The sequence below is a fragment of the Klebsiella sp. Q11 genome (assembly GCF_964241505.1).
Classification (GTDB): domain Bacteria; phylum Pseudomonadota; class Gammaproteobacteria; order Enterobacterales; family Enterobacteriaceae; genus Klebsiella; species Klebsiella michiganensis.
In genome coordinates this window covers 127,058-152,491 of record NZ_CAXSXW010000008.1, presented here as the reverse complement: position 1 = coordinate 152,491, position 25,434 = coordinate 127,058, and the positions used below count along the sequence as shown (strand labels likewise).

Genomic DNA, 25,434 nt, shown 5'->3' with positions numbered 1-25,434 from the left:
ACCGGGCATAAAAAAGGCGCCATCGGCGCCTTTTTTCAAACTTCAGCGTGCTTAGAACTGGTAAACCAGGCCCAGAGCAACGATGTCGTCGGTAGAGACACCGGCGTTACGAGTGAAGCTGTTGTCGTCCAGCAGGTTGATTTTGTAGTCAACGTAGGTGGACATGTTTTTGTTGAAGTAGTAGGTAGCGCCTACATCAACATATTTCAGGATATCCTGGTCGCCGTAGCCTTCCAGATCCTTACCTTTGGACTGCAGGTAAGCCACGGACGGACGCAGACCGAAGTCGAACTGGTACTGAGCAACCACTTCGAAGTTCTGCGCTTTGTTAGCAAAGCCCAGGGAACCGGCGCGAGTTGCGTTGTAGGTCTGGGTGTACTGAGTCGCCAGGTAGATGTTGTTGGCGTCATATTTCAGACCACCGGTATAGGTTTCAGCGTTGTCGCCGCGGCCCAGAGCCAGCTGGCTGTTCTGATCGCCATTACGTTTGGAGTGAGAGTACGCGAAACCAGCGCTGATACCGTCGTAGATATCATAGGTCAGGGAGGTGCCGTAACCGTCGCCGTTCTGTTTCAGAGCGCCACGACCGTTGTTGGTCGGGGAAGTACCTTCGCCGCTTACGCTGCCGTTTTTACCCTGATACTGCAGAGCAAAGTTCAGGCCATCAACCAGACCGAAGAAGTCAGAGTTACGGTAGGTTGCCACGCCGTTAGCGCGAGACTGCAGGAAGTTGTCAGAACCGTAGGTGTCGCCGCCGAATTCCGGCAGAACGTCAGTCCAGGAAGTTACGTCGTAGACAACGCCGTAGTTACGACCGTAGTCGAAAGAACCCGCGTCGCCGAATTTCAGACCAGCAAATGCCAGACGAGTCCACGCCTGATCGCTGGAGCTCTCGGTGTTGTTTGCCTGAACGTTGTATTCCCACTGGCCGTAACCGGTCAGCTGGTCGTTGATCTGAGTTTCGCCTTTGATGCCCAGACGCATGTAGGTCTGGTCGCCATCGGAAGATTTGTCGTCAGAGAAATAGTGCAGACCGTCGATTTTACCGTACAGGTCTAATTTGTTGCCATCTTTGTTATAGACTTCAGCCGCATTCGCTGCGCCTGCTACCAGCAGTGCCGGTACCAGGAGGGACAGTACTTTAACTTTCATGTTATTAACCCTCTGTTTGTTATATGCCTTTTATTATTGCCACTGCTTACTGATTACCCTTCTAATCAGTCGGCTATTTCATTGTGCTGCAAAACGCGGAATAATCCAACAAGAATATGATACTAAAACTTCTAAGATGTTTCAAAATACCCACAAGATGTTTCAATTTGTAAATATGAGGGAACTTTTTTTCGGCCCTAAATGGGTATCGAAATAAGCACTAATAATCAAAAAATAAAAATTTTTAATCCCTGTCAATGAGTTACACGGTTACATATCTATAGCACTGAATGGTAAAACAAAATTCTCGTCTGCGACTAAAATTACCCTCGCTATCATCATTAACTTTATTTATTACCGTCATTCAGTTCTGAATGTCTGTTTACCCCTATTTCAACCGGATGCCTCGCATCCGGTTTTTTTTACCCTTCTTTACACATCTTTAATTATTCCATGCTACCGGCGAAAAAAATAACGGTTATTAATCAAACAACTTGCGAATAAACTCAAGGCTGTTTATATAATTTCTTGTTATTTAGTGCTATTTCCGTTAGCCAATCCGTAAATAATTGTACAAAATCACTCGGGCCGTACATCTTTGCTCGCCGCGCGGGTTTGGGATAAATCTCAAGGCAAAAAAGTCGTTGTATGGTATTCAGATGTATGGATTTTGGGCGTTAACCTTTATACTGTTCATAGCATCTGCGCTGCCCCCGGTTACCTTGGTGCAACAGTCCGTTTACACATACTGATGAGTCGTACTCTCACACGATGACCCCGAAAAAATTTTCCCTGATACCCGGCAACATTACCCGCTTCTTTATTCTCATGGTCATCGTCCTGCTGGCGACGATGGGGGTCATGATCCAAAGCGCCGTTAACACCTGGCTAAAAGATAAAAGCTACCAGGTTGTCGATGTCAGCTACGACTTACATAAACGCATTGATACCTGGCGCTACGCCACCTGGCAAATCTATGACAACATTGCCGCGACCTCGTCCAGTTCAGCCGCAGAAACAGGGTTACAAGAGACGCGTTTAAAGCAGGACGTTTACTACCTTGAGAAACCCCGGCGCAAAACTGAAGCGCTGATTTTTGGCTCTCACGACAGCTCAACGCTGGAAATGACGCAAAAAATCTCCAACTATCTCGATATCCTGTGGGGCGCCGAGACCATTCCCTGGTCGATGTATTACCTTAACGGCCTGGATAACAGCCTGATTCTGGTTTCAACGCTGCCGTTAAAAGATCTCTCCTCCAGCTTCAAAGAGTCGACCATCAGCAGCGTCGTTGAATCACGACGGGCAGAAATGCTGCTGCAGGCCAACACGTTAGATGAACGCGAGACGTTTTCGTCGCTGCGCCACCTCGCTTGGCAAAACGGCTACTACTTTACGTTACGCACCACCTTTAACCAGCCCGGCCACCTGGCGACCGTTGTGGCCTTCGATCTGCCCATTAACGATCTCATCCCTCCCAGTATGTCGCTGGAGAGTTTCCGCCTGGAGCCCGATCCGTCGCAGAACGTCAGCGCCAATCCGGATAAAGAAACCGCCGACATCGTCAGCATTAACTTTAACGGCCCGCAGATTGAAATTATCACCACGATTAATACCACCGGTATGCGCCTGGTCTGGATGGTGCCCTTTAGCGAGCTGATTCTGGAGTCCTTGCAGAGTATTTTACTGCCGCTGCTGCTGAACATTGGCCTGCTGGCGCTGGCGCTGTTCGGATTTACCACCTTCCGTCACTACAGCGGCCGCAAAAGCATCGTGGGGACGGCCGTTTCCTCGGCCGCCAATAGTGAATTACGCGCCCAGCGCGCCATTCACGAAGAGATTGTTTCTCTGCTGCCGCTGGGGCTGCTGGTGCACGATCAGGAAGCTAACCGGACGGTGATCAGCAATCCGATTGCCGATCATCTGCTGCCGCATCTGAATCTGCAAAACATCATCAACATGGCCGATCAGCACCAGGGCGTGATTCAGGCGACGGTGAACAATGAACTGTATGAAATCCGTCAGTTCCGCAGCCAGGTGTCGCCGCGCACGCAAATCTTTATTATTCGCGATCAGGACCGCGAGGTGCTGGTGAATAAGAAACTCAAGCAGGCCCAGCGCCTGTATGAGAAAAACCAGCAGGGCCGTACGGCGTTTATGCAGCATATCGGCACGGCGCTGAAACAGCCGGCGCAAACGCTGGCGGAAGAAGCCGCGGCGCTCGGCATGGCCGAAAGCCGCAGGCTGGCCCAGCATGCCGATGAACTGGTACAGCTGGTTGATGAAATAGAGCTGGCAAATCTGCTGGAGAGCGATAGCTGGAAGAGCGTTCAGGACCTGTTCTCAATTCAGGAATTGATCGATGAAGTGGTACCTGAAGTCCTGCCCATCATCAAACGCAAAGGTCTGCAGCTGCTGATTAACAACTCGCTACCGGCCAATGAGCAGCGCTACGGCGATCGCGACGCCCTGCGCCGCACCCTTTTACTGCTGATTCAGTACTCGGTGACCACCACGCCTATTGGCAAAATAACCCTGGAAGTCAGTAAAGATGAATCCGCGGACGATCGTCTGACCTTCCGTATTCTGGATACCGGCAACGGCGTTTCGGCGAACGAAATCGACAATATGCACTTTCCGTTCCTCAACGATACGCAGGCAGACCTTTACGGCAAAGCCAATGCCCTCACCTTCTGGCTCTGCGATCGCCTGACGCGCAAGCTCGGCGGACAGCTCAATATCAAAGCGCGCGAATCGCTGGGTACCCGATACTCCCTGCATCTAAAAATGGCCGCCAGCGCGGAGGAGAGTGATTCGGGTGAACATCTGCTGGATGAAGTGGTGATTATGCTTGATGTGACCGCCAATGAAGTCCGCCGTATCGTGACCCGTCAGCTGGAGAGCTGGGGAGCTACCTGCATCACTCCGGATGACAGAATCACAAGTCAACAATATGATCTCTTTTTAACGGATAATCCGTCTAATCTTACTGCTTCGGGCTTGCTTTTAAGCGATGATGAAGCCCGGGTTCATAAGATTGGTCCTGGTCAGCTCCGCGTAAACTTTAATATCAGCGCTGCGCTGCAGGAAGCTATCCTGCAATTGATTGAGCAGCAGCTTGCTGAGGAAGAGGAGCAGCCATCCTCTCCCGGGAATGAAAGTAACGCCGAACTGCATGCCAGCGGCTATTACACGCTGTTTGCTGACACGGTACCAGATGATGTTAAGAGGCTGTATAATGAACTGGCGACGGGCGATTTCGCCGCGCTGGCGCAAACCGCCCACCGCCTCAAAGGGGCATTTGCTATGCTAAATCTGGTACCCGGCAAGCAGTTATGTGAAACGCTTGAGCATCTGATTCGTGAAAAAGATGCGCAAGGCATAGAAAAATATATCAGCGACATTGACGTTTACGTCAAGAGCTTGCTGTAGCAAGGTAGCCTAATACATGAACAATATGAACGTAATTATTGCCGATGACCATCCGATCGTACTGTTCGGTATTCGTAAGTCACTTGAACAAATTGAGTGGGTGAACGTTGTTGGCGAGTTTGAAGACTCCACCGCATTAATTAACAATCTGCCTAAACTGGACGCACACGTCCTGATTACCGATTTATCGATGCCCGGTGATAAATACGGCGATGGCATTACGCTTATTAAATACATCAAGCGTCATTTCCCGGACCTGTCAATCATTGTACTGACAATGAACAACAACCCGGCGATCCTGAGCGCGGTTCTGGATCTGGACATCGAAGGGATCGTCCTGAAACAGGGTGCGCCGACCGATCTGCCTAAGGCGCTCGCCGCGCTGCAAAAAGGCAAAAAATTCACCCCGGAAAGCGTTTCGCGCCTGCTGGAAAAAATCAGCGCCGGCGGTTACGGCGACAAACGTTTGTCGCCCAAAGAGAGTGAAGTACTGCGTCTGTTCGCCGAAGGCTTCCTGGTCACCGAGATAGCCAAAAAGCTCAACCGCAGTATCAAAACCATCAGTAGCCAGAAAAAATCGGCGATGATGAAGCTCGGCGTGGAAAACGATATCGCCCTGCTCAACTACCTCTCTTCCGTTTCCCTGAGCTCAACGGACAAAGACTAACGTCTCTCTTCCCGGATAGCGCGGCGCTATCCGGGAAACATCTTTTATTCCCTGCCCTTACGTACCCGCGCGGCGTAGACCGTCAGCGTCTGCTTGATAATATCCAGAGTGACCGGTTTTGAAAGGCAGCTGTCCATACCGGACTCCAGGCAGCGCTGCTTCTCCTCCGCCAGCGCGTTGGCGGTCACCCCAATAACCGGCAGCGTAAGTCCTAGCTGGCGAATACGCTGGGTCAGGCGATAACCATCCATATTCGGCATGTTGACGTCGCTGAGCACGATATCAATATGCTGCTTGCTCAGGACATTCAGCGCATCGACCCCGTCATTTGCCGTCACGCACTGATAGCCCAGCGATCCCAGCTGATCGGCCAGCAGACGTCGGTTAATCGGATGATCGTCCACCACCAGAATCATCATGTCATCATTGCTGGCGGTTTGCGCATCCGCCGCGGATAGCGCAGGGCCGTTTTCCGTACTGGCCATGGCAATATGGAAGATGCGGGCCAGCAGCGGCAGCAGCTCGTGCGGCGTGGCCACGCTATGCAGCCACTCGCCGGGCGCCCGCTCCTGCGGAATACCGATATGCCGACGAGAGAAGATCACCATCGCGCAGCCGTCCCAGGCGTTACGCGTCTCGCTATCGGTCAACAGAATATCCTCCGCGCCCGGCGCTTGCCCGGCAAAATGACGGACCGGAATACCGTGGTATTTCAGCAACTGCTCGACGAACAGCGCCAGCGAGCTGTTATCAATCGCCAGCCAGCAGCATTTTTCCGCCAGGCCATCAATATTCGGCGACGGCGTATTTTGTACGCCATAAAGCGGGATACGAATAGTGAAGCGGCTGCCCATACCAGGCTCGGTTTCAACGGCAATATCGCCATCCATCATGCTGATAAGCTTTTCACAAATCGCCAGACCGAGTCCGGTCCCCTGGAAATTGCGCTGCACGCCGGTCCCCACCTGGAAGAACGGGTCAAACAGGCGTACGACCTCTTTCGCCGGGATCCCTTCCCCGGTATCGCGCACGCTGATGCGCAGATAATCCTCCGCCCGCTCTACGTGCAGGATAATGCAGCCGGTATCGGTAAACTTAATCGCGTTACTCAGCAGGTTTGAAATAACCTGCTGCAGGCGCATCGGATCGCCGGACATCAGCTGCGGTACGTCAGGTTCAATAAAGCAGTACAGCCCGAGATGTTTCCGCACCACCAGCGGCAGATAGTTGGCGGAAATATGGTTCATGACCTCGCGCGGCGAAAACTCCCGCGGCTCAATTTTGAGCTGTTCGGACTCAATTTTCGAGAAATCGAGGATGTCGCTAATAATTTTCAGCAGCAGGCTGGAAGAGTTGTTCATCGCCGTCACCAGACGATCGACGCCCTTCGGTAGCTCTTTGGTCTGCAATAAATCGAGGTTACCGATAATCCCGTACAGCGGCGTTCGCAGTTCGTGGCTGACGGTGGCGAGGAACATCGATTTCGACTGGCTGGCCTGCTCGGCGGCCTGGGCCATCTCCTGCAGCGACTCCTCCATTTTGACGCGCGCCGAGACATCCACCAGCACGCAAATCGCCACGTTCTCGTTACGGTAGCGCGAGTGGACAAAGCTGATTTGCAGATTGGTATTGTTGCTGGTCAGCACATCGACAAAGTTCACCTGCTGGCCGCAGATAATTTGCGTCAGCCGCTGCCGATCCTCATGGGTTAGCATGTTGAGATAGTTATGCGCCAGCTCGTTACTCAGGATATTGGTGCCGTCGATCGTACGTAAAATACAGATCCCCACCGGCGCGGAGGCAACGATTTTTCGGTTGAACTGCTCGTGCTCTTCGAGGCGCTGGGCGTCGTTTTCAGCCGGAATAAAAATCCGCCGTTCATACATGCGGGCAAGCGCAAAAAGGAGCCCGCCGGTAAGCAGATTGAGCACCACGGCGTTCAGTATCAGCATCCGGATGCGTTCCAGTACCTGATCCACCGGCACCGAATAGACAATGCTCAACGATGACGGCGGCAGGCTTTTTTTCATCGCCAGCTCGCGAAAACCGGCGGTATAGCCGAACCACAGACGCTCCTGCATCCACTTCGCATCCGGTTTAATATTGCTATCCGACCCGGCAAGCGAGATCAGCGTCTGTCCGCTATCGTCGAGAATCGTCACGTTCATCGGCAAACTGCCTGGGGTAAAGAAGCTTTCCATGCGGATAGTTTGCTCTACGCCAAGCATGGCCTGCAGGCGATTCGCCACATAGATTGGGGTCAGCGCATAGAAATAGCCAACGCCCGGACGCACGCCCTGGCTTATCCAGAACAGATTGTTACCGCGCTCGTTTTGCGGCGCGTCGCGATACTGCTCAATGCGCTGATGCAGCATTTTTAACGCCTGGTCCCGCTCCAGCGGAATATCGCGCAGGCCGAAGTTGGCCATACACAGATTGTCGCTGCCAATCATAAAAATACGATTGAGGTCGTAGGCCGTTGAGAAATTGTCGCGCCAGTAGCGCATAAACCACGCCAGTGACTGCAGCGAGTTACGCCAGGTCGTACTCATCAGCGCGCAGTCGGAATCCGGGTAGAGCGGTTCAAAATTAGGGATCGTAATATCGCCGCGCTGCACCGGCGTATCGCCGCCTTCGCTGCCGTCCATCGGCCGGTTGCCGGCAACGTATTTCAGCTCTTTGATCACATCGGCCGTACGCTGTATGTAGCGCTGCGCCTGATCGGCATTGAGGTTAAATTCCTGGCGAATTTCCGATTCGCGATCGTGCAACGCATTGACGATGTAAAACACCGAAACAAAAGCGACCAGCACCCACAGCAGTATCGCCAGCGCTCTGAACAGATAGCGTGAAACCTTTAACGTGTTATGGAAAGAAGCTAGATATTTCAATGTGGCGATGCTCGGCCGTCAGGGGCTCAACAGAATGGCGTTAAGGTAACGATAAAACACCGGTCCCGCAACGGGAAAACAAAAAGGGCCGGGGAGAACCCCGACCCTTTCAGACAATTACCGCAGAGGATTACTCTTCGTCTTCGGCGATGTCATCGTCAGTATCCGCTTCCGGCGCGATATCTTCGTCGCCTTCCGCCGCGCTGCCGTCGATGGCATCCAGCTCTTCGTCATCAACCGGCTCAGCCACGCGCTGCAGGCCGACTACGTTTTCATCTTCCGCAGTACGAATCAGGATCACGCCCTGAGTGTTACGACCGACAATGCTCACTTCAGATACGCGGGTTCGTACCAGCGTGCCCGCGTCGGTGATCATCATAATCTGGTCGCAGTCATCAACCTGCACCGCGCCCACAACGGAACCGTTGCGTTCGGTCACTTTGATTGAGATAACGCCCTGGGTCGCACGCGACTTAGTGGGATACTCTTCAGCTGCGGTGCGTTTACCGTAGCCATTCTGCGTGACGGTCAGGATGGCACCTTCACCGCGCGGAACGATCAGAGAAACCACTTTGTCCTCGCCGGCCAGCTTGATGCCGCGCACGCCTGTGGCGGTACGACCCATCGCGCGGACGGCGTCCTCTTTAAAGCGCACCACTTTACCGGCGGCGGAGAACAGCATGACTTCGTCCTGACCGGAGGTCAGATCGACGCCAATCAGCTCGTCGCCTTCGTTGAGGTTAACCGCGATAATACCGGCGGAACGCGGACGGCTGAATTCAGTCAGCGCCGTTTTCTTCACGGTACCGCTGGCGGTCGCCATAAATACGTTCACGCCCTCTTCATATTCGCGGACCGGCAGGATCGCGGTAATACGCTCGTTGGCTTCCAGCGGCAGCAGGTTGACGATCGGACGGCCGCGCGCGCCGCGGCTCGCTTCCGGCAGCTGATAAACCTTCATCCAGTAGAGACGACCGCGGCTGGAGAAGCAGAGGATCGTATCGTGGGTGTTGGCCACCAGCAGGCGGTCGATAAAGTCTTCTTCTTTGATACGCGCCGCAGATTTACCTTTACCGCCACGACGCTGGGCTTCGTAGTCGGTCAGCGGCTGATACTTCACGTAGCCCTGATGCGAAAGGGTCACGACAACATCTTCCTGGTTGATCAGGTCTTCAATGTTGATATCCGCGCTGTTCGCGGTGATCTCGGTACGACGCGCGTCGCCGAACTGTTCACGGACCAGCTCCAGCTCTTCGCGGATAACTTCCATCAGGCGATCGGCGCTGCCCAGAATGTGCAGCAGTTCCGCGATCTGTTCCAGCAGCTCTTTGTATTCATCGAGCAGTTTTTCATGCTCAAGGCCGGTCAGCTTCTGCAAACGCAGATCCAGAATCGCCTGCGCCTGCTGTTCGGTCAGGTAGTACTGGCCGTCGCGTACGCCGAACTCGGGCTCCAGCCATTCCGGACGGGCGGCGTCATCGCCGGCGCGTTCCAGCATCGCGGAAACGTTGCCCAGATCCCATGAACGGGCGATTAAGGCAGCCTTCGCTTCCGCCGGGGTCGGCGCGCGGCGAATCAGTTCGATAATCGGATCGATGTTGGCCAGGGCAATCGCCAGCGCTTCGAGGATGTGCGCACGATCGCGGGCTTTACGCAGTTCAAAAATCGTACGACGGGTCACCACTTCGCGGCGATGGCGCACGAACGCGGCAATAATTTCTTTCAGGTTCATGATCTTCGGCTGACCATGGTGCAGGGCAACCATGTTGATACCGAAGGAGACCTGGAGCTGGGTCTGCGAATAGAGGTTGTTCAGCACCACCTCACCCACCGCATCGCGCTTCACTTCAATCACGATGCGCATACCGTCTTTATCGGACTCGTCGCGCAGCGCGCTGATGCCTTCGACGCGTTTGTCTTTGACCAGCTCGGCGATTTTCTCAATCAGGCGCGCTTTGTTCACCTGATACGGAATTTCATGCACGATGATGGTTTCGCGGCCGGTTTTCGCGTCAGCTTCCACTTCCGCGCGCGCGCGAATGTACACTTTACCGCGACCGGTACGATAGGCCTCTTCAATGCCGCGGCGACCGTTGATGATCGCGGCGGTCGGGAAGTCCGGACCTGGGATGTGTTCCATCAGCCCTTCAATGCTGATGTCTTCATTTTCAACGTAGGCCAGACAGCCGTTGATCACTTCGGTGAGGTTGTGCGGCGGAATATTCGTCGCCATACCTACCGCGATACCTGACGAACCGTTGACTAACAGGTTCGGGATTTTGGTCGGCATAACGTCAGGGATCTTTTCCGTGCCGTCATAGTTATCGACGAAATCCACCGTCTCTTTTTCGAGGTCGGCCATCAGCTCATGGGCGATCTTCGACATACGGATTTCCGTATAACGCATCGCTGCGGCGGAGTCGCCGTCGACCGAACCAAAGTTACCCTGGCCATCTACCAGCATATAGCGCAGGGAGAATGGCTGCGCCATACGTACAATGGTGTCATACACGGCAGTATCACCATGAGGGTGGTATTTACCGATTACGTCACCAACGACACGGGCAGATTTTTTATAGGCTTTGTTCCAGTCATTGCCCAATACGTTCATGGCGTATAGTACGCGACGGTGTACCGGCTTCAGGCCATCTCGGACATCCGGCAGCGCACGGCCAACAATGACCGACATCGCATAATCCAGATAGGAGCTCTTCAGCTCTTCCTCAATGTTGACCGGTGTAATTTCTCTCGCAAGGTCGCTCATCTAACCGCTATCCCTCTACTGTATCCCGGATTCAAAGGTCGCAAATTATAACACAGCCGCGGTGATACGGGTAAACCTATACCCAATGATTTTCGCGCGGCGAAAGGCGACAGGGATAGACGGTTTATTCATCCCTGAGGCCTGATATACTCGCGGGTCTGAACTGAACAGGAGTAAAAGCGCCCATGAATGCCGAAAAACCGTCGGTGGCCCACAATGTTGATCATAATGAAATCGCTAAATTTGAAGCCGTCGCTTCGCGCTGGTGGGATTTAGAGGGCGAATTCAAGCCGTTACATCGCATCAATCCTCTACGCCTCGGCTATATCGCGGAGCGCTCCGGCGGCCTGTTTGGCAAAAAAGTACTTGATGTCGGCTGCGGCGGCGGCATCCTGGCGGAAAGCATGGCCCGGGAAGGTGCAGCGGTGACCGGTCTGGATATGGGCTTCGAACCGCTACAGGTGGCGAAACTGCACGCCCTGGAGAGCGGGATTCAGGTCGAATATGTCCAGGAAACCGTTGAAGAGCACGCGGCGAAGCACGCCGGAGAGTACGACGTCGTTACCTGCATGGAGATGCTGGAGCACGTCCCGGATCCGCAGTCGGTCGTCCACGCCTGCGCGCGGCTGGTCAAACCTGGCGGTCAGGTGTTCTTCTCAACCATTAACCGCAACGGTAAAGCGTGGCTGATGGCGGTCGTCGGCGCCGAATACATCATGAAAATGGTGCCAAAGGGAACCCACGACGTGAAGAAATTCATCAAGCCCGCGGAGCTGATCGGCTGGGTAGATGAGACAATTCTGAAAGAGCAGCATATTACCGGTCTTCATTACAATCCGTTGACCAATACCTTCAAGCTGGCACCAGGGGTGGATGTTAACTATATGTTGCATACAACGGCGAAAAAAGCATAACGTCAGCTGTATTTCCTATGATGATTGCGCGGCATCAAGCCGCGTGATTTTTTCTTCCGATGAAGAAATCAGCACTCGATCAAATTTTCATTTTTTTTTCTGATTTATTGACATCTTCTCCAGGCCTTATGTGGCGTGGACTTGGCGATTATTACCCTTCCGCAACCTCAATTTAACGTCAAAATCAACTCTTGTACTCAAAAGAATCCTTACTAGAATACTCACCATATAGCGTTTCTTTTATCGACAACCCCCTACATATAGTATTTATCCACAGAGTTAGTCACAACGGCGTTCTGTGGATAAGTGGGGGATATTTTCTTTCACGGACAGGTATAATCCACATGAATCAGAGTCTGCTGGTGACAAAGCGTGACGGTAGCACCGAGCGCATCAATCTCGATAAAATCCACCGCGTGCTGGATTGGGCGGCAGAAGGGCTGAATAACGTATCCATCTCCCAAGTAGAACTGCGTTCCCACATTCAGTTCTATGACGGCATTAAAACCGCCGACATTCACGAAACCATTATCAAAGCCGCCGCGGACCTTATCTCCCGCGAGGCGCCGGATTACCAGTATCTCGCCGCCCGTCTGGCGATTTTCCACCTGCGTAAAAAAGCCTACGGCCAGTTTGAGCCGCCAGCGCTGTTCGACCACGTGTCGAAAATGGTGAAAAACGGCAAATACGATACTCATCTGCTGGAAGACTACACGGAAGAAGAGTTCAAGCAGATGGATTCGTTCATCGAGCACGATCGCGATATGACCTTCTCCTACGCTGCGGTTAAGCAGCTCGAAGGCAAATATCTGGTGCAGAACCGCGTCACCGGTGAGATCTATGAAAGCGCCCAGTTCCTGTACATTCTGGTTGCCGCCTGCCTGTTCTCCAACTACCCGCGCGAGACGCGTCTGGACTACATCAAGCGTTTCTATGACGCGGTGTCGACGTTCAAAATTTCGCTGCCGACGCCGATTATGTCCGGCGTGCGTACCCCGACCCGTCAGTTCAGCTCCTGCGTGCTGATCGAGTGCGGCGACAGCCTGGATTCTATTAACGCCACCTCCAGCGCCATTGTGAAATACGTCTCTCAGCGCGCCGGTATCGGCATCAACGCCGGCCGCATCCGCGCGCTGGGTAGCCCGATTCGCGGCGGTGAAGCTTTCCATACCGGCTGTATCCCGTTCTATAAGCACTTCCAGACGGCGGTGAAATCCTGCTCCCAGGGCGGCGTCCGCGGCGGTGCGGCGACCCTCTTCTACCCGATGTGGCATCTGGAAGTCGAAAGCCTGCTGGTGCTGAAAAACAACCGCGGTACCGACGCCAACCGCGTTCGTCACATGGACTACGGCGTACAGATCAACAAGCTGATGTACACCCGTCTGCTGAAAGGCGGCGATATCACCCTGTTCAGCCCGTCCGACGTCCCGGGCCTGTACGATGCGTTCTTCGCCGACCAGGACGAGTTCGAGCGCCTGTACACCCAATACGAGCAGGACGACAGCATCCGCAAGCAGCGCATTAAAGCGGTAGAACTGTTCTCGCTGATGATGCAGGAGCGCGCCTCCACGGGCCGTATCTACATCCAGAACGTGGACCACTGCAACACCCACAGCCCGTTTGACCCGGTTGTCGCGCCGGTGCGCCAGTCCAACCTGTGCCTTGAAATCGCCCTGCCAACCAAGCCGCTGGAAGATGTAAACGACGAAAACGGTGAAATTGCGCTGTGTACCCTGTCCGCTTTCAACCTCGGCGTTATCGATAGCCTTGATGAGCTGGAAGAGCTGGCGGTGCTGGCCGTTCGCGCGCTGGATGCCCTGCTGGATTACCAGGACTACCCGATCCCGGCGGCCAAACGCGGCGCGATGGGCCGTCGTACGCTGGGTATTGGGGTGATTAACTTTGCCTACTATCTGGCGAAGCACGGTAAACGCTACTCTGACGGCAGCGCTAACAACCTGACGCATAAAACGTTCGAAGCGATTCAGTACTACCTGCTGAAAGCCTCTAACGAGCTGGCGATCGAGCAAGGCGCGTGCCCGTGGTTTAACGAAACCACCTATGCGAAAGGCATTCTGCCGATCGATACCTACAAAAAAGACCTGGACGCTATCGTCAGCGAATCCCTGCATTACGACTGGGAGCAGCTTCGCGAGTCGATCAAAACGCACGGTCTGCGTAACTCCACGCTCTCCGCGCTGATGCCGTCCGAGACCTCTTCGCAGATCTCCAACGCCACCAACGGCATTGAGCCGCCGCGCGGTCACGTCAGCATCAAAGCGTCGAAAGACGGTATCCTGCGCCAGGTGGTGCCGGATTACGAAAAACTGCAGAACGGCTACGAGCTGCTGTGGGAAATGCCGAACAACGACGGTTACTTGCAGCTGGTCGGTATTATGCAGAAGTTTATCGACCAGTCGATTTCTGCTAACACCAACTACGATCCGACGCGTTTCCCGTCTGGCAAAGTGCCGATGCAGCAGCTGCTGAAAGACTTGCTCAATGCCTATAAGTTCGGCGTCAAAACGCTGTACTATCACAACACGCGCGATGGCGCGGAAGATGCCCAGGATGACCTGGCGCCGTCCATCCAGGACGACGGCTGCGAAAGCGGCGCATGTAAGATTTGATAATATTGCCCGGCGGCGCGTTGCCTGCCGGGCCTACGGTCTAATGTAGGTCGGGTTAGCGAAGCGCCGCCCGGCGTATAATTCCAGGACAGGATCCCCACTCATGGCATACACCACCTTTTCACAGACGAAAAATGACCAGCTCAAAGAGCCGATGTTCTTCGGTCAGCCGGTGAACGTCGCCCGCTACGATCAGCAAAAATATGACATCTTCGAAAAGCTGATTGAAAAACAGCTCTCCTTCTTCTGGCGTCCGGAAGAAGTTGACGTTTCCCGCGACCGTATCGACTATCAGGCGCTGCCGGAACACGAAAAACACATTTTTATCAGCAACCTGAAATATCAGACGCTGCTGGACTCCATCCAGGGCCGCAGCCCGAACGTCGCCCTGCTGCCGCTGATTTCAATTCCGGAGCTGGAAACCTGGGTGGAAACCTGGGCGTTCTCGGAGACCATCCATTCGCGCTCCTACACCCATATCATCCGCAATATCGTTAACGATCCGGCGATGGTATTTGACGATATCGTCACCAACGAGCAGATTCAGAAACGCGCGGAAGGCATTTCCAGCTATTACGATGAATTGATTGAGCTGACCAGCTACTGGCATCTGCTGGGCGAAGGCACCCACAGCGTGAACGGTAAAACCATTACCGTGAACCTGCGCGAGCTGAAAAAGAAACTCTACCTGTGCCTGATGAGCGTGAATGCGCTGGAAGCCATCCGTTTTTACGTCAGCTTCGCCTGCTCTTTCGCCTTTGCCGAGCGCAAGCTGATGGAAGGTAACGCCAAGATTATCCGCCTGATCGCTCGCGACGAAGCGCTGCACCTGACCGGCACTCAGCACATGCTGAATCTGCTGCGTTCCGGCGTCGACGATCCGGAGATGGCTTCAATCGCCGAAGAGTGCAAACAGGCGTGCTACGACCTGTTCGTGCAGGCGGCGCAGCAGGAAAAAGAGTGGGCGGATTATCTGTTCCGCGACGGTTCGATGATCGGCCTGAACAAAGATATTCTCTGCCAGTACGTTGAGTACATTACCAACATCCGCATGCAGGCGGTAGGTCTCGATCTGCCGTTCCAGACCCGCTCCAACCCGATCCCGTGGATCAACACCTGGCTGGTGTCCGATAACGTGCAGGTCGCGCCGCAGGAAGTGGAAGTCAGTTCTTACCTCGTCGGACAGATCGATTCCGAAGTCGACGCCGACGATCTGAGCAACTTCCAGCTCTGATGAAACGCATTTTTTTGAAGATTTCTGACACTCGCCTTGAGTGTCAGGATGAACATCCCTCCCTGCTGGCGGCTCTGGAATCGCACAATATCGACGTGGAGTATCAGTGCCGCGAAGGCTACTGCGGCTCCTGCCGTCTACGGCTGGTTTCGGGGCAGGTTGACTGGCTCACCGAACCGCTGGCGTTTGTCCAGCCGGGAGAGATTCTGCCCTGCTGCTGCCGGGCAAAAGGCGATATCGAAATTGAGATGTAAGCCAGTCTGAAACGCATTCCCATTCTTTACAGGGTTCGTTTTTTACGAACCCTGGGTTCGTCTTCCTTTCCCTGTTCACCTCCCCCCACTCCGCCTACTCTACCTGTATAAGCCACCGGATAAGGCCATCAGCAATGGTCGCAGCAACGCTGGCTGATGCTCTGCGTCACGACATTCATGAGGAGAGAAAAAATGGCTTCCGTCAAACAGGAAAACTGCGCCAACGGACTGAAAAAAGCATACGACGTCATCGTGGTCGGTGGAGGTTCGGCGGGTGCGGTACTCGCCGCACGTCTGAGCGAGAACCCCGATTGCCAGGTAGCGCTGCTGGAAGGCGGCCCCGTTTTTGCCCCTGATGCCTGGCCGGACGAGCTGGCGCAAAGCCACTCTGTTGGTGGCGGCGATTACGTCTGGGAGCGCGGGGTAGCAACGGGAACCGATCACACGGCCGGTCACCTGCGGGCAAAAGTACTTGGCGGCGGGTCAACGATCAATGCCGGCGCGTTTGTTCGCGCCCCCAAATCTGATTTTGACCGTTGGGTCAAGCGCGGCCTGAGCGACTGGTCGTTCGATAAGGTCTTACCCTGGTTCAAACGACTTGAAAACGCCGACTATGGCGACGATCGCTGGCATGGTCGCCACGGCCCGGTTCCGGTGCGGTTACCGGCGCTGGAAACGCTCAGCCCGGCAAGCCAGGCGTTTTATCATGCTTGCCGCGCTCACGGCTTCGCCGCCGTTGACGATATCAACGGCGCGCAGCAGCACGGCGTCGCGGTCTACCCGGTCAATGTTGTCAACGGCATCCGGCAAAATACCGCCATGGTCTACCTGACGGCAGACGTTCGCGCGCGCAAGAATCTGTCGATTGTCGGCATGACGGTCGTGGATAAAGCGTTGATTGAAGGTTCGCGCGTGAACGGCGTACAGCTGGCGGACGGAACACAGATCGCTACCGACAACGTATTCCTGTGCGCCGGCGCGGCCGGTACGCCAGCGATTCTGTTGCGCTCCGGCATTGGCCCTGCGGACGATTTACGCCATCTCGAGATCACGGTGAAACAGGATCTCCCCGTTGGGCGCAACTTGCAGGAACAACCCGTGAACGGGATCATGCTGGCAACGTCCGCTGAGCATGCCAGTTATCCCCCTATAGGCACAACGCTCTGGACGCAATCTTCGCTGGCGGCAGCCAACGAACTGGATCTCTATATCAGCAATAACCACTTCGTCGATCCTGAACTATTTCCACATGGTGCGGGTTTCCAGCTCTTTTTCACCGTGGCGCGCCCCTTTGCCCGCGGGCGTCTGACTTTGGCGAGCCGCAACCCGCTGCTCGGCCCCCGTATCGATCTCAATTTACTGGGCGACGAGCGCGACGTCACGCGAATGGTCGAAGCGGTGAAATTATCCCGGGCGCTGGTGCAGGAAGGTCCGCTACAGGCGCTGGTGATTGGCGAAGTCCCGATGGTAAAAGGCGGTACACTGGCAGAAACTGACCAGCAGATAGCAGAAGAACAGCGTAAGACGGTGAAAAGTAACCTGCACCTCAGCGCGACCGCGCCGATGGGGAACGAAAGCGATCCCATCGCCGTCGTGGACGCCTGCGGGAAAGTTTTCGGTATTGCCGGGCTGTTTGTCGTCGATGCCTCGCTGTTCCCGGACGTTCCCTCTCAGGCGACCAATCCGGATGCGATCATGGCGGCAGAATATCTCGCCAGCCGTTTTTCTGGCGCATAGAACGAGGCATAGTCAACCGCAAGACCCGAAAAAGGAGCGCCTGTGTGAACAAGTTCGTGGAGATGAGCACGTTTGTTTCGGTTGTTGAGTCTCTGAGCTTTGTCGGCGCGGCGGCAAAATTGGGGACATCAAAATCGGTAGTCAGCCAGCGCGTCAAGATGCTGGAGAAACGGCTTGGCGCCAGCTTACTGGAGCGCGGGCCACGGCTTAGCCTCACGGAGGCGGGCCTGCTATTTTATCAGGAGTGCGTGCGGCTGCTTGACGAAGTCACGCTGGCAGAAGAGGCGGTGGCCCCGTCACGCAGCGAGCTTCGGGGCGGGCTGCGGATTGCCACCTCGCATACGTTTATGACCACTCATTTATCGACGATTCTGGCCGGTTTTATCCGCGACCATCCGGGGTTGTCTCTCGATATCGCGACGGAGGATCGGCAGATCAATATGCACCAGCCCGACTTTGATATCGCCATCCGCCTCGGTCTCGTCCCGGACTCAACGCTCATCGCCCGAACGCTGGCGCGCAACCTGACCTGGCTCTGCGCCAGCCCGGACTATCTGTCGCAACGGGGCACGCCTTTGCATCCTGTTGAACTGGAGCAGCACGACGGGCTGCTATATACCCATCGCGCGCCGGGCGGCTGCTGGCAGTTGCTGCATAACGGGCAGCGTCAGACCTGGCGGGTCAAAAATCGTCTGCGTTCGGATAACGCCTTCAGCCTGCTGGAGGCCGCCAGAATGGGGCTTGGGATTGTGGTCATGCCGCTATTTTTAGGCGCTGAAGCGATAATGCGGGGAGAGCTAAAAATTGTTTTACCCGACTGGCAGCCGGAGGGTGGCAACATTGTGGCGCTGTATCGCCAGACGCGTCGCGCCTCGCCAGTGATTCAGGCGCTGGTCAACGAGGTTGCGGAAAAGCTGGGGCCAGAGCCAGAGTGGGAAAAACAGTTACGACTGGCCGGGCTGCTGCCCCTCTGGAACAGGGGCGCAAGCGCCCCTGATTAATGGCTTAGTTTTTATTGAGGAACTTCACCGCCTTATCCGGGAAATCCGTAAACAACCCGTCCACGTCCGCCTGGTTATACAGAACGTCGTAAAGCTGATTCACGTCCGCTGCATACGCTGGCAGCTGATCCGCGCGAACCGTGTATGGATGTACCTGCATGCCGCTGGCGTGCGCTTCTTTCACCATCGCCGTCAGCTTCACGTGACCCGGCGTCGAGCCTTCCGCCACCAGCATATGGTAGTCCGGGCCAATGCCGTCAGCGTACTGCGCGATCTGCGCCATCGCCCCCGGTTTGAACATCCAGTCATAGCTGTAGTTCACCCACTTGCCGTCGGCCTGCCTCTGCTGGGTCTCATTCCAGTCGGTATAGGCGATAAGCTGCACCAGATTGAGATCCATCCCCATTTTCGGCTCCAGCTCCTGTTTGATGCGCTTGAGCTCGTTGGCGTCAAAGCACTGCAGATAAACCTTATCCTGCTTGCCGGTATAGCCATATTTCTTCAGCACGTTCAGCGTGCTGGCGGCAATGTCCTTGCCTTCCTTATGGTGGAACCACGGCGCTTTGATCTCCGGGTAGATGCCGATGTTTTTGCCGGTCGAATGGTTCAGCCCCTGCACAAACTCAATCTCCTCTTCAAAGGTATGAATACGGAAATCAGATTTACCCATCGGGAAACGGCCCGGATAAGTTTGCACGTTCTTGCCATCTTTCGGCTCAAACCCTTCGGTAAACTTCAGCGACTTTATCTCGGCGAGGGTAAAGTCGATGGCGTAGAAGCGGCCATCTTGACGCGCCCGCTGCGGGAAACGCTGGGCCACGTCGGTCACCCGATCCAGATAGTGGTCATGCAGCACCACCAGCCGGTCGTCTTTCGTCATCACCAGGTCTTGCTCGAGGTAGTCCGCCCCCTGCGCGTAGGCCATCGCTTTCGCCGGCAGGGTATGTTCCGGCAGATAGCCGCTGGCGCCGCGGTGGGCGATAACGATTTTTTCCCCCGCGACGGCGCTGAAAGAGAGCGCCGTCGCGGCTAGCAGCATTCCGCTCATCAGGGTGGTTAATGTGCTTTTCATCGCCGCTCCTTAAGCTTGTTTCATCTGTTGGTGATGGCGTCGTTCACCCAGCATCACGATAATCAGCAGCAGAACCGCCAGCACGCTGCCGCCGATCATCACCATAAAGCCGCCGTCCCAGCCGAAGAAATCGACGGTATAGCCAACGATGGCGCTCGCGGCCACGGAGCCGCCGAGATAGCCAAACAGGCCGGTGAAGCCCGCGGCGGTGCCGGCGGCTTTTTTCGGCGCCAGCTCCAGCGCATGCAGGCCAATCAGCATCACCGGACCGTAAATCAGGAAGCCGATGATGATCATACAGGCCATATCCACGCCCGGGTTACCCGGCGGGTTCAGCCAGTAGACGACGGTGGCGATGGTGACCAGGGTCATAAAGAAGACGCCGGTCGCGCCGCGGTTGCCTTTAAACACTTTATCCGACATCCAGCCGCACAGCAGGGTGCCCGGGATCCCCGCGTATTCATAAAGAAAGTAGGCCCAGGACGATTTATCCAGCGCGAAGTGCTTAACCTCTTTCAGGTAGGTCGGCGACCAGTCAAGAATGCCGTAGCGCAGCAGATAAACAAACACGTTCGCGATGGCGATGTACCACAGCAGCTTGTTCGGCAGGATGTACTGCATAAAGATCTGCTTTGCGGTCAGCTCTTCTTCGTGCTTCTCGCTGTAGTCGTCAGGATAATCGTTTTTGTACTCTTCGATCGGCGGCAGGCCGCAGGACTGCGGAGTATCGCGCATCATCGCGAAGGCGAAAATCGCCAGCAGGATCGCGCCGAAAGCCGGCATATACAGCGCCGCGTGCCAGTCGTTAAACCACGCCATCCCCAGCAGAAACAGCAGCGGCGGGATCCCGCCGCCGACGTTGTGCGCGCAGTTCCATACCGAAACAATACCGCCGCGCTCTTTCTGCGACCACCAGTGCACCATCGTACGTCCGCACGGCGGCCAGCCCATTCCCTGGAACCAGCCGCACAGGAACAGCAGGACGAACATCACCATAATGCTGGAGGTCGCCCAGGGGACGAAGCCCATCACCAGCATCACCAGCGCGGCAAGGATCAGGCCTGCCGGTAAAAAAATGCGCGGATTCGAACGGTCAGAAACCGAGCCCATGATGAATTTCGAAAATCCGTAGGCGATAGAGATACCGGAAAGCGCAAAGCCGAGATCGCCGCGGGAGAACCCCTGCTCGATAAGATAGGGCATCGCCAAAGCAAAGTTCTTACGAACCAGATAGTAAGCGGCATATCCGAAGAAGATACCGATAAAGATCTGCCAGCGTAATCGACGATATAGCGGATCGATTTCCGCCGTTGGCAAACGCGCTTTATGCGCTGCGGGTTTAAATATACTTAACATATCAGCCTCCGTGGCCATTGCTGTTCTTCTGACGTCGTCGCAAAAAAACGTAATTTATTCACTGACTTCTAATTTGGTCGCGATAGTAGGCAAAGCGTAAATCTAATACTGTGAAATGTCGCACACTTTGTTACAGAAATATGACATAACTTTCCAATATGCGCATAAAGTCACAACAAACGCTCGAATTACGCGCAAATATGCTCGAAATCAAACATTAAACGCGGTCGATATGGCTAAATGATGTAAAACGAACACAGAGGACAGGGAGATGGCCGATAGTCGTGAATATGACGTCATTATTATTGGCGGCGGCGCCACCGGCGCCGGGATCGCGCGCGACTGCGCGCTGCGCGGGCTGAAGGCGGCGCTGGTTGAGCGCTACGATATCGCCACCGGGGCGACCGGCCGCAACCACGGCCTGCTGCACAGCGGCGCGCGCTATGCGGTAACCGATAGCGAATCGGCGCGGGAGTGTATCAGCGAAAACCGCATCTTACGCCGCATCGCCCGGCACTGCATTGAGCCCACCAGCGGCCTGTTTATTACCTTGCCGGAAGACGATCCGGCGTATCAGCACACCTTTATCACCGCCTGCCAGCAGGCGGGTATTGAGGCCCAGCCTCTGACGCCCGCCGAGGCGCTGCGTATTGAGCCCGCGGTTAACCCGGCGCTGCTCGGCGCGGTGCAGGTCCCCGACGGCACCGTCGATCCTTTCCGCCTCACCGCCGCAAATATGCTCGATGCCCGCGAACATGGCGCCGCTATCCTCACCGGCTGCGAAGTCACCGGCCTGCTGCGTCAGGGCGATCGCGTCCATGGCGTCACGATCTACAACCATCAGCTCCGTGAATCGCGCACGCTACGCGCGCAGGTGGTGGTCAACGCCGCCGGGATCTGGGGGCAGCGCATCGCAGAGTATGCCGACCTGCGCATCTCGATGTTTCCGGCAAAAGGATCGCTGTTAATCCTCGACCACCGCATTAACCGTCAGGTTATCAACCGCTGCCGCAAACCGGCTGACGCCGATATCCTGGTGCCCGGCGATACTATTTCGCTGATTGGCACCACTTCGATGCATATTCCCTATGACGAAATTGACGACAACCGGGTAACGGCCGAGGAGGTCGAAACGCTGCTGCGCGAAGGGGAAAAGCTGGCGCCGATCATGGGACGGACGCGGGTACTGCGCGCCTACTCCGGCATACGTCCGCTGGTCGCCAGCGATGACGATCCCAGCGGGCGCAGCGTCAGTCGCGGTATTGTGCTGCTCGACCACGCCCGGCGCGACGGACTGGAGGGCTTTATCACCATCACCGGCGGTAAGCTGATGACCTATCGTCTGATGGCGGAGTGGGCCACGGATGCGCTCTGCCGCAAGCTCGGAAATACCGTCCCCTGTACGACCGCCGATACGCCGCTGCCGGGCTCGCAAGAGCCGGCGGAAGCCACGCTACGCAAAATCATCTCTTTACCTGCGTCGCTGCGCGGGTCGGCCATCTATCGCCACGGCGATCGCACCCCGGCCTGGCTTGGCGATAGCCGCCAGCACCGCAGCCTGGTCTGCGAATGCGAGGCGGTGACCGCCGGCGAGGTTCAGTACGCGGTCGAAAACCTGGCGGTGAAAAACCTGCTCGACCTGCGCCGCCGCACCCGCGTCGGCATGGGAACCTGTCAGGGCGAACTGTGCGCCTGCCGCGCCGCCGGGCTGCTCGCGCGTTTTAACGTCACCACTTCGGCGCGATCCCTTACCCAGCTGTCTCAATTTTTGAACGAACGCTGGAAAGGCGTCCAGCCGGTGGCCTGGGGGGACGCGCTGCGCGAAAGCGAGTTCACCCGCTGGGTCTATCTCGGCCTGTGCGGATTACAAAAGGAGCATCAGGATGAAGTTTGATTGCGCCATCATCGGCGGCGGCCTCGCCGGACTGCTCTGCGGGCTGGCGCTCAACCAGCGCGGCCTGCGCAGCGTGATTATCAGCCGCGGCCAAAGCGCCCTGCACTTCTCTTCCGCCTCGCTGGATTTACTTACCACGCTGCCGAATGGCGACACCGTCACCGATGTCGCTCACGGCATCGGCCAGCTGGCCCGCCAGCTTCCCGAACATCCCTATGCCAGGCTCGGCGCCGAACGGGTGATGGATTACGCCCGCCAGAGTCAGGCGTTGTTTGCCGACTGCGGTATCGCCATGCAAGGTGACGCCAGCCAGCCGCATCTGCGCGTGACGCCGCTGGGAACCTTACGCGCGGCCTGGCTATCGCCGCAGGAAATCGCCACCGCGCCGCTGCCCGCCAGCGGCGTCGGCGTGGTCGGCATCAGCGGATTCGGCGACTTCCAGCCGCATCTTGCCGCCGCCTCTCTGAACCAGCACGGCGTGACCGCCGAAGCCCATGAGATAGATTTACCCCTCCTCGATGTGCTGCGCGATAGCCCATCCGAATTTCGTGCCGCCAATATTGCCCGCCGGCTGGACGATGAAGCGCACTGGCCGGCCCTGCTGGCGGCGCTGCGCCCGCTGGCGCAGCGGCATAATTTACTGATTATGCCCGCCTGCTTTGGCCTCGCCGACGATCGCCTGTACCAGTGGCTGCAGCAGCGCCTGCCCTGCCCGCTGCGCCTGCTGCCTACGCTGCCGCCGTCAGTGCCGGGGATGCGCCTGCACGCCCAGCTGCAGCGGCAATTTATCCGCAGCGGCGGGACCTGGCTGACCGGGGATGAAGTCATCGATATCAGCCACCGCAACGGTAGCGTTAACGCGATCTGGACGCACAATCACGGCGATATCCCGCTGCGCCCGCGCTTCGCGGTGCTGGCCAGCGGCAGCTTTTTCAGCAACGGGCTGGTCGCCGAGCGCAGCGGCGTGCGCGAGCCGATCCTCGGCCTTGACCTGCAGCAGACGCTGCCGCGCGAGCGCTGGTATCAGCAGGACTTTTTTGCCTCTCAGCCCTGGCAGCGTTTCGGCCTGAAAACCGATGCGGATCTGCGCCCGCAGCTTCAGGGGCAGACGCTGGAGAATCTGTTCGCCGTAGGCGCGATCCTCGGCGGTTTTGACGCCATCGCGCTGGGATGCGGCGGCGGCGTTTGCGCGGTGACCGCGCTGCATGCCGCTGGGTTAATCGGCGAGCTTGCCGGAGGTGAATCATGAACGACACGCGCTTTGAACACTGTATAAAATGCACCGTTTGCACCACCGCCTGCCCGGTTAGCCGGGTTAATCCGCGCTATCCGGGGCCAAAACAGGCCGGGCCGGACGGCGAACGCCTGCGCCTGAAAGACGGCGCGCTCTACGACGAGGCATTGAAATATTGCATCAACTGTAAACGCTGCGAAGTTGCCTGCCCTTCGGACGTCAAAATTGGCGATATAATCCAGCGAGCGCGCATGGAGTACGGTCGGCAAAAGCCCACGCTGCGCGATGCGATCCTCAGCCATACCGACCTGATGGGCACCCTCTCCACGCCCTTTGCCCCGCTGGTGAACGCCACCACCGGGCTGAGGCCGGTACGCCGGGTACTGGATGCCGCGCTTAAAATCGACCACCGCCGCACGCTGCCGAAATATGGCTTTGGTACCTTTCGCCGCGCATATCGTCAGCTGGCCGCCCGGCAGGGGCAGTACGCCGAGCAGGTGGCGTTTTTTCACGGCTGCTATGTGAACTACAACAATCCGCAGCTGGGCAAAGATCTTATCCGCGTGTTCAACGCCATGGGCATCGGGGTGCAGTTATTGAGCAAAGAGAAATGCTGCGGCGTACCGCTGATTGCCAACGGTTTTTTTGCGAAAGCGCGCAAGCAGGCGCTGAGCAACGTCATCGCGATGCGGGAAAATAGTCTGCCCATTATTGCGACTTCATCGACCTGCACCTTTACGCTGCGCGATGAATATCCGCATCTCCTTGATATCGATAATCACGATATCCGCGACCGGATTGAGCTGGCGACTCGCTGGCTCTGGCGTCAGCTGGATAATGGGCGACCTCTGAAGCTAAAAACGCTGCCGCTGAAGGTGGTCTATCACACGCCCTGCCATATGGAAAAAATGGGCTGGTCGCTGTATACCCTTGAGCTATTGCGGCTGATCCCCGGCTTGCAGCTGGAGGTACTCGACTCGCAATGCTGCGGTATTGCCGGCACATACGGCTTCAAGGCGGAGAACTACGACTCATCGCAGGCGATGGGCGCGCCGCTGTTCCGGCAAATTGAGGAGAGCGGCGCGGATCTGGTGGTGACCGACTGTGAAACCTGCAAATGGCAGATAGAGATGTCCACCAGCAAACGCTGCGAACACCCCATCACCCTGCTGGCACAGGCGCTGGCCTGACGCCAGCGCCAG

The 25,434-nt window shown here is 56.2% G+C and carries 16 protein-coding genes; 11 read left to right on the top strand and 5 right to left on the bottom strand.

Translation table 11 applies throughout. The annotated features are described in order from the left end of the window. Positions 1–51: 51 nt before the first annotated feature. Positions 52–1,152: an OmpK36 porin gene (locus tag ACESQ2_RS15095; protein WP_046877157.1), complete on the bottom strand. Its 1,101-nt coding sequence runs from the start codon at positions 1,150–1,152 to the stop codon at positions 52–54. Between the two features lie 771 nt (positions 1,153–1,923). On the opposite strand from ACESQ2_RS15095, the gene rcsD reads away from it, so the two are divergent. Further along, positions 1,924–4,584 carry a phosphotransferase RcsD gene (rcsD, locus tag ACESQ2_RS15090; RefSeq protein WP_032718786.1) on the top strand — a complete coding sequence of 887 codons (2,661 nt, stop codon included), beginning with the start codon at positions 1,924–1,926 and terminating at the stop codon, positions 4,582–4,584. 16 nt (positions 4,585–4,600) lie between these two features. Next, a complete protein-coding gene (rcsB, locus tag ACESQ2_RS15085; protein WP_004103995.1) occupies positions 4,601–5,251 on the top strand; it encodes a response regulator transcription factor RcsB in 651 nt (216 codons plus the stop codon). A gap of 44 nt (positions 5,252–5,295) precedes the next feature. Here the strand turns inward: rcsB and rcsC are convergent, their stop codons facing one another. Beyond that, the gene (gene rcsC / locus ACESQ2_RS15080; protein ID WP_286115764.1) at positions 5,296–8,142 is read right to left on the bottom strand and encodes a two-component system sensor histidine kinase RcsC; all 2,847 of its coding nucleotides are present in this window, start codon (positions 8,140–8,142) and stop codon (positions 5,296–5,298) included. A gap of 130 nt (positions 8,143–8,272) precedes the next feature. After that, positions 8,273–10,906, bottom strand: a complete 2,634-nt coding sequence (gene gyrA, locus ACESQ2_RS15075) for a DNA topoisomerase (ATP-hydrolyzing) subunit A (RefSeq protein ID WP_004852752.1) — start codon at positions 10,904–10,906, stop codon at positions 8,273–8,275. Positions 10,907–11,091: 185 nt separating this feature from the next. Here gyrA and ubiG point away from each other — a divergent pair, with 185 nt between their 5' ends. The 6 genes from ubiG (at position 11,092) to ACESQ2_RS15045 (ending at position 18,676) form a co-directional block, all read left to right on the top strand. After that, entirely contained in the window at positions 11,092–11,820 is a 729-nt protein-coding gene (ubiG, locus tag ACESQ2_RS15070) for a bifunctional 2-polyprenyl-6-hydroxyphenol methylase/3-demethylubiquinol 3-O-methyltransferase UbiG (protein WP_014230217.1), read from the top strand. Between the two features lie 344 nt (positions 11,821–12,164). Further along, positions 12,165–14,450: a class 1a ribonucleoside-diphosphate reductase subunit alpha gene (gene nrdA / locus ACESQ2_RS15065; RefSeq protein WP_004852755.1), complete on the top strand. Its 2,286-nt coding sequence runs from the start codon at positions 12,165–12,167 to the stop codon at positions 14,448–14,450. Between the two features lie 103 nt (positions 14,451–14,553). After that, positions 14,554–15,684, top strand: a complete 1,131-nt coding sequence (nrdB, locus tag ACESQ2_RS15060; protein WP_004852757.1) for a class Ia ribonucleoside-diphosphate reductase subunit beta — start codon at positions 14,554–14,556, stop codon at positions 15,682–15,684. Then, positions 15,684–15,938 carry a class I ribonucleotide reductase maintenance protein YfaE gene (gene yfaE / locus ACESQ2_RS15055; protein ID WP_004104002.1) on the top strand — a complete coding sequence of 85 codons (255 nt, stop codon included), beginning with the start codon at positions 15,684–15,686 and terminating at the stop codon, positions 15,936–15,938. The genes nrdB and yfaE overlap by 1 nt, the downstream gene beginning before the upstream one ends. A 192-nt stretch (positions 15,939–16,130) precedes the next feature. Continuing rightward, a complete protein-coding gene (locus tag ACESQ2_RS15050; RefSeq protein ID WP_025106704.1) occupies positions 16,131–17,675 on the top strand; it encodes a GMC family oxidoreductase in 1,545 nt (514 codons plus the stop codon). Between the two features lie 44 nt (positions 17,676–17,719). Then, positions 17,720–18,676, top strand: a complete 957-nt coding sequence (locus tag ACESQ2_RS15045) for a LysR family transcriptional regulator (RefSeq protein WP_025106703.1) — start codon at positions 17,720–17,722, stop codon at positions 18,674–18,676. 4 nt (positions 18,677–18,680) lie between these two features. Here ACESQ2_RS15045 and glpQ read toward each other — a convergent pair whose 3' ends face one another. Next, complete coding sequence (gene glpQ, locus ACESQ2_RS15040; RefSeq protein ID WP_224260416.1) at positions 18,681–19,748, bottom strand: glycerophosphodiester phosphodiesterase; 1,068 nt, start codon at positions 19,746–19,748, stop codon at positions 18,681–18,683. 9 nt (positions 19,749–19,757) lie between these two features. Continuing rightward, on the bottom strand, positions 19,758–21,104 hold the full coding sequence (glpT, locus tag ACESQ2_RS15035) for a glycerol-3-phosphate transporter (RefSeq protein ID WP_014230222.1): 1,347 nt from the start codon (positions 21,102–21,104) through the stop codon (positions 19,758–19,760). Positions 21,105–21,375: 271 nt separating this feature from the next. Between glpT and glpA the strand changes: the two genes are divergently transcribed. The 3 genes from glpA to glpC are packed head-to-tail and all read left to right on the top strand — an operon-like array spanning position 21,376 to position 25,422. Further along, positions 21,376–22,998, top strand: coding sequence for an anaerobic glycerol-3-phosphate dehydrogenase subunit A (gene glpA, locus ACESQ2_RS15030; protein WP_047723184.1), 1,623 nt, complete (start codon positions 21,376–21,378; stop codon positions 22,996–22,998). After that, on the top strand, positions 22,988–24,247 hold the full coding sequence (gene glpB, locus ACESQ2_RS15025) for a glycerol-3-phosphate dehydrogenase subunit GlpB (RefSeq protein ID WP_049069291.1): 1,260 nt from the start codon (positions 22,988–22,990) through the stop codon (positions 24,245–24,247). Before glpA ends, glpB begins: the two co-directional genes overlap by 11 nt. Further along, positions 24,244–25,422 (top strand): anaerobic glycerol-3-phosphate dehydrogenase subunit GlpC, encoded by a 1,179-nt coding sequence (gene glpC / locus ACESQ2_RS15020; RefSeq protein ID WP_049069292.1) that lies wholly within the window; start codon positions 24,244–24,246, stop codon positions 25,420–25,422. The genes glpB and glpC overlap by 4 nt, the downstream gene beginning before the upstream one ends. Positions 25,423–25,434 lie beyond the last annotated feature (12 nt).